Source organism: Microbacterium sp., assembly GCF_031179285.1.
Taxonomy (GTDB): domain Bacteria; phylum Actinomycetota; class Actinomycetes; order Actinomycetales; family Microbacteriaceae; genus Microbacterium.
Genome location: NZ_JAPSHY010000048.1, coordinates 1 through 10,578 on the forward strand (window position 1 = coordinate 1; position 10,578 = coordinate 10,578).

The following is a 10,578-nucleotide window of genomic DNA, read 5'->3' on the forward strand; positions in this document are numbered from 1 at the left end:
CTCTACGGCATCGCGGCCGGCTTCCTGGTGTTCTCCCTCGTCGCCCTTGCCATGGTCGCCGCGAGGCGGGCCTCGATGCGATCGGATCTCGCCTTCGGGCCCTGCATGCTCGCCGGCGGTGCTGCCGGCCTCGCTTGGGGCGCGTTCTTCTCGTAGCCGCCTCGGTGGTAGATTGAACGCCGCTGCCTCGCGCAGCCCGGCCCCCATAGCTCAGGGGATAGAGCGTCTGCCTCCGGAGCAGAAGGCCGCAGGTTCGAATCCTGCTGGGGGCACCAGTTATTCCGCGGAAATGCGCGAGCGACGGTGTCTGATGGTATCTACTTTGGTAGCCAGGCTCCCTTGGAGCTGCTCCCATGGCTGAGACGCTCGACCCGCTCGATGCGCTGGATCAGCGCTGCGTGCGCTGCGGCGCACTGGTTTATGACACCCGGTGCCGGAACTGCGGCCAACAGACCGCACCGCCGCATGTTGAGCGCCCGCGTGATGGCGACGACCTACCCGGCGTTCTGGGTTAGCGCGCTGCGCGTCTCCAACTGTGGCGCTTTGCCGTTTCTCGGCAGCGGGGTACGTTGAGCCGCATTGGCTTGCCACGACTCGTTGGCGAAGTCCCGTCCAGCGAGAGGGCCGACATGCTTACGGTCGACCAGCAGATCAAGAGCATCGACGAGGTCATCACGGCGAACATCGAGCAGCTCGCGCAAGAACGTGGCCTCCTGTCGCAGAATCTACTGGCACAGACGCGCAACCTCATCGAAGCCGTCGCCGTGAGGCTTCACAGCGGCGTCGGCACAGCGCCGTTCGCCTACAAGGCGGTCGCTCCCGCGCTCGCCTTCGTCGGCTCGGGTAACAAGAGGATCAGTTTCCTTCACCGCTTCCACAAGTTGATCCAGATCAGCGCCTCGCATTACACCATGGATAGCAACACGTCTGAACGTCTAATGCTCAAGTACCTAGACTTCATGCTGCGACTCCGCGAGACGTTGAAGACCGAGTGTGGGATCCTGGCTCTGTCTAACCTCGAAGATTTCCCGATCGACCTTGACCCAGCTCTTCAAGAATATCAAGCCAAGATCGCGGAGCAGATTGAGGGTGCTGCATTAAGGCCCTTGCCCGAAGGACAGCGGACTCGTTATTACGTGCATAAGACTCGCCCGTTTTTTGTCGACGGACGTGTGTATTACGAAGTGACCTTCTACCGAGCGCACAATAAAGCAAACAAGGCCGATCGCATTATCGCTTTCACCGAGCTTGAGGTGGGCGACAAGTACGCGGCCACGCTGGCGCTCGAAAGTGCGTCCATCGAGGTGCTCGGTGAGACGATGCCTATCACCCTTATCCGGGAATGGGCGATCTCAATCCGTCCGTGCGAGTTCGACGCACTCGCACGGATTTTTGGCGCCGAAACGAAGGTTCGATCGGACAGCTCGGAGTATCAGCGACTTATGTACGAGTTGACGGCTCGCGACAAGGGTCTGCTTGACCTCATGGATGCACCCAACAGTGACTACAACGCAATCCGCGCTGGCGCCATCGCTCGCATTCAGAAGCCTCAGATATTCCCGACTCTCGACCGAGCCCGCAAGCTGATCGGAAACAAGAGTCCCGGCGCAAACGTCGTTCGATACCTACTGCTCCGCATGCGCAATCAGGTGTTGAAGCCGCAATGGTCAGAAGACCAGTGCTACAAGCTGTCCAACCTTCACCTCAAGTTCGGATGCATACCGTTCGAAGAGATGCCCTTTTGTACGTCTCTTGTGCTTCACAACCCGATGTACTGGGATCTGGCGGAAAGCTTGGACGCTACGGGGAGAACTCACGAGCTTTTGGCTCGCGTCGTCAAGAACAACGTCGAGAACCACGGGATTCTATACACCCCGTTGGCCGATCTGCTCAAGGTCGATGCGTTCAAAGACGTCGATCAACTAGTCTCAACCCACAATGCGCGCCTCTACAAGACGCATAGGTTGCGCCGGTCCTTGGTCAAGGACATGGGGCACGTGTTCATTCAGGGATACGAGGACGACACGGTCACCATCATCGAGAAGCTTCAGTCGATGGCTGATTCCGGGATCGACGGATACGCTGCGGCGGTTGAGAGCTGGCTGGAGGAGAACCCCGGAGCCATCGACGACGAGGTCAAGCGCGCTGCAATGGGAGATCTGCTCAGCGAGTCGCATGTCGCGCTGATCTACGGAGCTGCAGGCACTGGCAAGTCAACCATGGTCCACCATATAGCCAGCTACTTCAATGATAAGCGTAAGCTCTTCCTCGCACACACCCACCCGGCCAAAGACAACCTCAAGCGACGAGTGAGCGCGCAGCGATCGACGTTCCGAACGATCACCAGCCAGATTCTGCGACGCAGAGCGGAGCCGTCGTATCACCTCTTGGTTATTGACGAGAGTAGTACCGTCAGCAATGCTGACTTGATCGACGTCTTGGCGAAGACCGAGTTCAAGCTTCTCGTTCTGGTTGGAGACGTCTTCCAGATCGCATCTATTGAGTTCGGCAACTGGTTCAACGTGATACGTCGCTTCATCCCTAAGACGGCTGTGTTTGAACTCACTACGCCGTATCGAACGAATAACATTGATCTTCGCGAGTTTTGGGAGAAGGTTCGTAATGTCGATGACGACATTGCCGAGGCAATGGCGCACGGCGGATACTCGACGAACCTCGATGCCTCCCTCTTCGCCCGTCATGACGACGACGAGATCATTCTTTGCTTGAACTACGACGGTCTGTACGGCATCAACAATATCAATCGCTTCATGCAAAGTAGCAATCCGGGTGCGGCGATCACTTGGGGCGTCGCCACATACAAGGTCGGGGACCCGATTCTATTCGGGGACACTGATCGCTTCGGCGGCGTTATCTACAACAATCTGAAGGGCCGCATTGTTGGCCTGGAGCGCTTCGCTGACCGGGCGCAGTTTGATGTGAAGCTCCAACGCGCTATCTCAGAGTTTGATATCGAGAGCGACGAGCTGGAATGGCTCGGAGATTCAACGGTGCGCTTTAGTGTTTACGATCGCGACACCAGCGACGAAGACGATGACTCGTCAAACAACACCGTGCCGTTCCAGGTGGCCTACGCCGTCTCAATTCATAAAGCACAAGGGTTGGAATACGAGTCCGTGAAGGTTGTGGTCACTCAAGCGAACGAGGACGATATTGTTCACAGCGTCTTCTACACCGCTGTGACCCGCGCGAAGGATCGACTCCAGGTCTTGTGGAGCCCTGAAACTCAGCAAGCCGTTCTGACAAAGCTGCAAAGCGTGGACTTGTCGAAGGACGTCCAGCTTCTTGCGAAGCGCCGGGGCTTGAAGCCGGTGAAGTAGGACACACGTACGACTCTCGGCGGCTTTGGATAGTTCCTACTTCACCTCGACGAGTCGCCATACCTTTCGTGCGGTCCAGGGCGCGCTTGGGTCGATCTCGCGCACCAGTCTCTGCTCGAAGACGGGGGCACTCGACACATCCGCGCCGCCAGGCGTTTCGGTCGGCGGCGACTGGCGCGAGCGTTCACGCGCTTCCCATGCCTGTCTAGCTTCACGCACTTCGGCGTTGCGGGCCGCCCACTCGAGTCGTCGCGACTCACACGCCGCTGAGCAGCTCTTGCCCGCAGGTACGTCAAACGGCACCGCGAACGTCCTGTGGCAACCGGCGCAGCACAGCAGGCGTGCCTCCGCCTCAGCTGGCCGCTTCCCTCGTCGCTCCCGGGATCGACAGCGCTCGCAGATTCGACGGCCTCCAGACAAGATGCGGGCGCATACCCTGCACCATTTCGTTTCCATGCGTTTCCTCTCTGGTGTGACCCGATGTGACTCCACGTCTTTCCCCCCAGACTCGCGCGCAGCGCGAGCAGCAGAACGGGAACCGGTCGCGCGCCGAGGGGTGGGGTGGGGGGTGGGTGCCCCCCTCCATGTATCTGCGACCTGGCTAGAGTGCGAGACATGACTGAGGCAAAGTCGGCCGATCGCGAGCCGGACCGGTGGGCGTTCGGCACGGTGTCGTCAGACGCGAGCGGCATAGTAAACATGGAGATCGGGGAAGAGGCAGACCCTGACGAGGTGTCTCGCGTGCAGGCTGCGCTGGATTTGGTCCAGGCGTTCGAGCCGGACTCGTTCTCCGATGAGTTCGCCAGGGCCGCTGAGCTCCTACTAGGAAGCCTCAAGGCGCAAGCTGACGCAGGCGGACGAGCGTCCGCCGCGACTGCCAGGCAGATAGCAGCCGCGACTAACGCCTGGCTGAGTTCGTTCTCCCGCCTGCGGGCAGACATGGAGAGCAAGGAGGAACGCTTCGGCAACGGCGACGCGACGCGAGCGCGGTTCCGCAGGTTGTACCGAGAGGACTGGCACTATCGGCTCATCCACGAGCTGCGGAACGTGTCACAGCATGAAGGCAACGCCCACTCCTACATTTACGCCGGTGCCAAGCTCGGCGAAGACGATGAGCACATCGAGAGCTATGAGATCGACGTTGAGCGGTTGTACGCGGAGAGCCGCGTACGCGGACTCGAAGGCCTGCGGCAGCTGGACCCGGGGAACCCGCGCGCTGACCTTCTAGCAGCGATCGAGCACGTTGAGAAGCTCCACGATGAGGCGCTCATGTGGCTGTTGTTCTCGCAAGCGGAGGCCCTTGAAGACGCCTTCGCGACAATAGTGGCGGTGATTCGCAACTACTCCAAGGATCGCGCTCGACTTCATCTGTTCCGATTGAACGACCTGCGCGCACGTGAACGAGGCGAGCGTGTGAACCTTCAGTTGCGTTCGGTTGAGTGGTCCAAGCTTCCCGGCTTCGCGCTGACGCTGTCATTGGCGCGCGCCCACGTTCGAGCCGCCCAGCGCGAAATCCGAGCCGACTCGCCGACCTGATCCGGGACGCCGTGAACTGCTTGGAGTCTCGCGGATGCGACTCGAGAGCAGCACGGACGCTCCGTCCGTCCCAGGTCGCGCCGCGACGCGAGATGGCCGCAGTTCTCGCCGACGTGAGCGAGAGCCTGCGCTCTCTGCTCAACACATCGCGTGTGCATAGGCGGCTCTCCGGGGGCGACGATTCGGCTCGCGCAACGCCGCGCGAGCGTCGATGACGGCGGTGGCCGCTTATGTCGCTCTTCATTGGCCAATCCGATGTCGGCCAGCAGGAAGCGGGCGGTCCGCCGACTCGGCTCGCCGCCCGCCTGTGGGATCAGCCGATTCGCTGGAACATGCTCGCTTCCGGGACCCCGCGCATCGCATCCTCGAACCGATTCGCGGAGTCGGCCATCGAGAGGGTGACACCCGGGAAGTCACCGCGTGCGATCGCGATGATCGCGCCGTCCGGGTCAGACAAGTATGCATCGAGCACTGCGAGAGCCACGCCATTCTGTGGCTCAGCCTTGGATCCCGGCTGCGGCTTTGTCTGCTTGCTGCCATCCGGGCCGATCCAGCGCGGCTGCGGCACGTCCACGATGCCCGCGAGGGCGTTCGCCGCGGCGGCACGGAGACCCGTGACGTTCTCATTCAGCTTTCCGCAGCGCAGGGCGGCGAAGGTCGCGAGGCGAGCCAGAGCACGGCACGCGGCCTTATGCTCACGTGTTGCGTCCTGCTGGAACGCGCGGTCTGTGCTCAGCGGCTCGTCGCGGTCCAGTCCGCCCAGGGCGTTTGTGAGTGTCTTCACAGTCGCCGCGAACTCGGGCGCGATCGCCTCGAGAACAGCCTTCCGTGCTTCCGCGACATTCTCGGCCTCTCCGGTGCGATGCATGTCCTGCAGCCACTTGGCCGCGTCGCGGATCCTGTTGCCGCGCGCCAGCTCAGCCGCTGCGCGCTCGAGGAAGTCAGCATCGCTCTTGCGCCCGGGCGCCTCCGCTAGCAACTCGCGATACGTATCCTCCGGCCTGGGCACAGCGGCCAGCAGCTCACGCATGGCGGATGCGTTGCGGTCCGGGACAGCGAGCCCGAACGTCGTGTACACGCCATCGATGGCACGCATCTGGTCGCTGATCCTCGGCCCGGCGAAGGCGCGAGGGTTGGGGTTGAAGTGGGTCATAGTGTCGGTGTCCTTTGTTCTAAGTGCTGCACGCGCGAGGGCGCGTGTCTGGTGCCCCGCAGGGCCTCAAGGGAGCAAGGGGGCAAGAGGGCAGGGGCTAAGGCGCGTGGGTCCACATCACGTATGCGGTCTTGCCCTCTTGCCGCCTTGCGTCAGGAGGCTGCCGAGTCCGGCTCCAGTCGCCAGAGCCAGCACCCGGCGGCCTTGTAAGTGCCGATGGTCTGGTTCTGCCGAGCACCGGGCGGCAGCTTGTTGAATCGGCGTCGAGCGTCCTTCACGCGCTGATCGGTGAAGCTCGCTGCTCGGCCCGCCTTGATCACATCGCCGGCTCGCGCCTCGTAGGCTTCCTGCTCGCGCATGTGCTCGATGAGCCAGGCCTGAGCCTCGTTGAGTTCCTCAGCAGAGTCACCCAGGTCGGCATTGATGATGTCTCCCACGCTTCGGAACGTCTCGCCGATGATGCGCACCGCACCGACTTCCTGCGACCACCCGTCAGCCGCAACCTCGTGTGGCTCGATCGCGAACGCGACATTCGGCAGGTCGCCACGTCCGTAGTTGCCCTTCGTCTGCTCCATGAGTTTGGAGCCGTCCTCGTCGGTCGCGAAGACCAACACCGCGCGAGCGCGGTCGACGTACTCATGTGAACCGCTGATCTTGTCCCGCACATCGCCGCCTCCCTTGCTGAAGTGCGCGATCGCGATGACGGCGCAACCTGTGCGCGCGGCCATCTCGGCGATGCCGTCGAGAGCGGGTCGGACTTCGGAGGAGCGATCTCGGTTGATGCCGTTGAGGCCGCTGGACAGCGGATCCACGATGACGGCGACAGCGTCGAGAGCCCGAACCTGGGTTTCGATCAGCTCTAGATCGCGCAGGAGCGATGGTGCGGCGTCGAGGGTGTAGCCCTGACGACGGATGGCCAGCATCTGGATGTGGGCGGTGTCAGCACCCGCAGCGAGTGCGCGGGGCTTGACGATCGCGGCTGCGTCGTCCTCGAACGCCACGTAGAGAACGTTTCGGGGGACCCCCTGGTACTCGCCGGGTAGAGCGCCGAGGGTGAGTTGAGCCGCAAGCCAGAGCCCGAATGTGGACTTGCCCTCGCCACCGCGTCCCGCCAGCATCGCGATAACGCCGGTGGGGATGCGATCGAGCCAGAGCCACTTGAGCTTCCGCATCCGCACGTCTGCCAGAGACGTGACGACGGCGTACCTGTCGCTCATTCTGCAGACCGTCGTGCTCGATCCACAGCGGCAGCGCACACCGCCATTTCGTATCGGTACTGAGCCAGCCACCGCTCGCACGCGTCACGGTCGCCGACCAGTTCCCAGTAGTAGCCAGTGCGCATGATTGACCGCACCAGCCAGCCCTCAGGTGGAGGGGCGGTAGCCCTGCCGAGTGTCAGCACGCATCGGGTTCCGAGCGGCGCGCCAGTCATGGACGCCGCAACGGCAGCGTGCTGCTCACGGAACGCGGTGCACCTTCGCAGGTCGACGTGCACCGCGTTGATTCGAGCGCTCATGAACGCCGCCCGATCGGGCGTCCGAAGAAAGCAACGTCAGCTGCATACATCTTCAATCTTCTTTCTTCTCACGCTCGACACGCTTGTTATGCTGAGTGCACGGATCGGCGCGTCGAGTCGAAATAGCTACGGAGTGTTCGATCCCGCGGGGGAGCATGGTGGGAGCCACTCCCCCGCTTTCGCGAGTTTGAGGAAGGACGCTTCAGCGCTTCATGAGACGGTCCACCTCGCGCAGGTCGAGCCGAACGTTTCGCGCGAATCGGTGCGCAGGCAAGATGCCCTGCGCGATGTAGCGTCGGATGGTGGAAGCTCCCATGCCGTAGTGAGCAGCGACCTGCGGGATCGTGCGCCAGACGGGTGGATTCTCGTAGTCAGTGCCCGCGGCGTCGGCGGTCTCAGTCATGGTTTGCCTTTCATTGAAATGCAAGCTGTCGACCGTTAATGAGCTCTACAAATCGTCCCTCATGGCGAGAGCGAATGAAAGTAGCGAGGGGTCGTGGGTTTGCGCGATTCGCTAATAGGTCTGTCACGCAGCTATAAGCGAGAGGATGGATTTCGGTGCCCGCATCGGTGTACCGCTGATATCCCTTAGCATTCCCGGAACTGCGCGGCGTCGTCAAGCCGACTTGAGCCCCCTCGAGCCGGTCCGGCGCGCTTGAATTGCCGCGAGCGGCTGCTAGCGGCTACCAGCGGCTAATAAGGGATCCGAAAAAAACTTTCGCGCGCCCCCGTGCGCTCGGCGTGTCGCGCGGCCATCGCCGCTACGCGCGGGTCGGAGCCGGTTCCAGCATCCGAGTGATGGCCTCTAGGGCGTCGGCCTGCGCTCGCAGGTCCTGGCGCGCGTAGGAGCGCGACATCGCCAGCTCGGTGTGGCCGAGGACATTGAGGATGACGTGCTCGGGCACCCCGGCGGTGAACATCAAGCCAGCAGCGGTGTTCCGCATCGCGTGAGGAACGATGTGCTTGTCGATCTGCAGAGTGGGCTCCAGCTGGTTCCAGAGCTTCGAGAAGTCGTTCGGATCGATGGGCTTGCCGTCGCGCTCCCAGAGGAGGCCGCTCTCGGATACGCCGCGCTGGATCTGGTGGTCGAGGACAGCTCGGAGCGGTGCGTAGTTCGGAATGGTCCTCGTCCCGGCTTGGGTCTTCGTGTAGCCGACGAGACAGAGCCCGCCGTGGATCTGCTCCACCGCGAGCCCACGGGGCTTTCGGATCCGGGCCTGGGGGCACGCGTGCGCCCGCTTCATGCCGCACGTCCCGCCGCAGCCGTGCATGTAGGGGAATCGCTGCAACTGGTTGACCACATGCACTGCGTCCGGGGTCACGTCTACCCGGCGGAGCCCCGCCAGCTCCGCCGCTCTCATGCCGGAGAGCATGGCTGCAGCCCAGAGGGTCCAGAGTGGATCACCGGACCGCGAGAGGCGAGCCAGTACATCGCGGGCCTCATCGACGGTCAGCGCGTCACGAGGGGCGTTCACATGCGCGTCGGAGGGCATGATCGCCTTCTGAGCGACGTTGCGTGCGATGAGCCCTTCATGCTCGGCGCTCGATAGCATTGCCGACAGCACCTTGCGCGCGGACTTCACGACATGAACGCTCACCCGTTCGACACCCGCACCCTTGCCGCTGGTCTTGGGCGTTCGAGAGATGCGCGCGAGCCACCTGCTCACGGTCGCGGGCTGGAGTGCAGCCAGCGCCCAATGCCCAAGGTCGGGAACGATGTAGCGACGGGTGACCGACTCGTACTCGATCCAGGTCTTGGCGCGCCGATCACCCTCTCGCTGCTCCTCCAGCCAGCGCTCGGCGTATTCCTTGATCGTCATGTCCCGGGTTGGGAGATCGCCTCGCTCCTCCAGCTCACGAAGCAGCGCATTCCGCTTCTTGACCACAAGCGCACTGGTCCTGTCGCGGATCACTTTGCGGCGACGCTTGCCTGACTCGTCGGCGGGAAGCGTCACTCGCAGCTCCCACTTCGCGCGGCTCGCGTTCCAGAAGGGTTTGGGCTCCCCGTTGGGCGTGCCTTCGCGCGTCCGTCCCCGCTTCTCGGCCACCGCGGACCCTCCTGGCTGGTATCTACTTCGGTATCCAGACCACCTTACAGCGCCCGAGCACTCCCGAGCGCTTGCGGGGTCAAGCGCCGCGAGATTCTCGATATTTTGCCGACGCCTGCCCTTCGAGCTACAGTCAGAAACCTCAGCTAGTACCTCCGGAGCAGAAGGCCGCAGGTTCGAATCCTGCTGGGGGCACCGGCAGCCGCTGTCGACGAAACACACACCCCGCGCCGCTGGAACACACGGCACGCGCATCGGGTCGTGATCACGAAAGCACATAGGGTTTGCGCATGGGACGACCTCGCCTCCACGACGAGCACTTGCGCCAGCGCCTGCTCGAAGCTGCCACCGATCTCATGGCAGTCGACGGCCCGGACTTCTCCCTGCGCCCGCTCGTGGCATCGGTCGGCACCTCGACCTCGGCGGTCTACTCGCTCTTCGGCTCGCGCGGCGAGCTCGTCGAAGCGATCACGGTGCGCGCCGCCCGCTCGTTCGTCGACGCGCAGCACGCCGTCGAGGCGGAGCAGCCCGCCGAGCTCATCCCCGCGCTGGCGCACGCGATGCGTGCTTGGGCTCGCGAGCACGCCGCGATGTTCCAGGTCGTGTTCGGGCGGAGCGCGGACTCGCCCGCCGTCGGCGAGGCGCGCGAGAGCACGACCGACCCCCTGCTGCACGCCGTGACCGCCGCGATCGACGCCGGCACGCTGCACGGCGACCCGGCGACCGCGACGCGCACGATCTTCGCCGCCGTGCACGGCTTCATCACGCTCGAGCTGCTCGGGCTCTACCCCGACGAGCAGGCGGACGAGCTCTTCGACGCGCTGCTCGCGGCGATCTGGCGCAGCTGGGCCTCGCCCGAGGTCTCGAGCGCCGTCGCTTGAGCCTTGTCATGCATACCCCGCGGGGGTATGATGGCAGCACCATGATCGACCACTCGGCGCCCGGCTACGCGGCTGACAAGGATGCGCTCCTCAAGCGCTTGCG

The 10,578-nt window shown here is 63.2% G+C and carries 7 protein-coding genes and 1 tRNA gene; 4 read left to right on the forward strand and 4 right to left on the reverse strand.

Annotated elements, in window-relative coordinates; genetic code table 11:
• The first annotated feature begins 199 nt into the window (after positions 1-199).
• The 3 genes from RIN18_RS16715 to RIN18_RS16725 all read left to right on the forward strand — a co-directional run bounded on the left by RIN18_RS16715 (position 200) and on the right by RIN18_RS16725 (position 4,877).
• Positions 200-275: transfer RNA gene (locus RIN18_RS16715), tRNA-Arg, on the forward strand.
• 354 nt (positions 276-629) lie between these two features.
• On the forward strand, positions 630-3,341 hold the full coding sequence (locus tag RIN18_RS16720) for an ATP-dependent RecD-like DNA helicase (RefSeq protein WP_309105122.1): 2,712 nt from the start codon (positions 630-632) through the stop codon (positions 3,339-3,341).
• A 615-nt stretch (positions 3,342-3,956) separates the two neighbouring features.
• On the forward strand, positions 3,957-4,877 hold the full coding sequence (locus RIN18_RS16725; protein ID WP_309105123.1) for a hypothetical protein: 921 nt from the start codon (positions 3,957-3,959) through the stop codon (positions 4,875-4,877).
• 313 nt (positions 4,878-5,190) lie between these two features.
• Here the strand turns inward: RIN18_RS16725 and RIN18_RS16730 are convergent, their stop codons facing one another.
• The 4 genes from RIN18_RS16730 to xerC form a co-directional block, all read right to left on the reverse strand.
• The gene (locus RIN18_RS16730) at positions 5,191-6,030 is read right to left on the reverse strand and encodes a hypothetical protein (protein ID WP_309105124.1); all 840 of its coding nucleotides are present in this window, start codon (positions 6,028-6,030) and stop codon (positions 5,191-5,193) included.
• A 152-nt stretch (positions 6,031-6,182) separates the two neighbouring features.
• Entirely contained in the window at positions 6,183-7,247 is a 1,065-nt protein-coding gene (locus tag RIN18_RS16735) for an AAA family ATPase (protein ID WP_309105125.1), read from the reverse strand.
• Between the two features lie 501 nt (positions 7,248-7,748).
• Complete coding sequence (locus RIN18_RS16740) at positions 7,749-7,949, reverse strand: helix-turn-helix domain-containing protein (protein WP_309105126.1); 201 nt, start codon at positions 7,947-7,949, stop codon at positions 7,749-7,751.
• A gap of 358 nt (positions 7,950-8,307) precedes the next feature.
• The gene (gene xerC / locus RIN18_RS16745) at positions 8,308-9,594 is read right to left on the reverse strand and encodes a tyrosine-type recombinase/integrase (protein ID WP_309105127.1); all 1,287 of its coding nucleotides are present in this window, start codon (positions 9,592-9,594) and stop codon (positions 8,308-8,310) included.
• Between the two features lie 290 nt (positions 9,595-9,884).
• Between xerC and RIN18_RS16750 the strand changes: the two genes are divergently transcribed.
• Complete coding sequence (locus RIN18_RS16750; protein ID WP_309105128.1) at positions 9,885-10,475, forward strand: TetR-like C-terminal domain-containing protein; 591 nt, start codon at positions 9,885-9,887, stop codon at positions 10,473-10,475.
• Positions 10,476-10,578 lie beyond the last annotated feature (103 nt).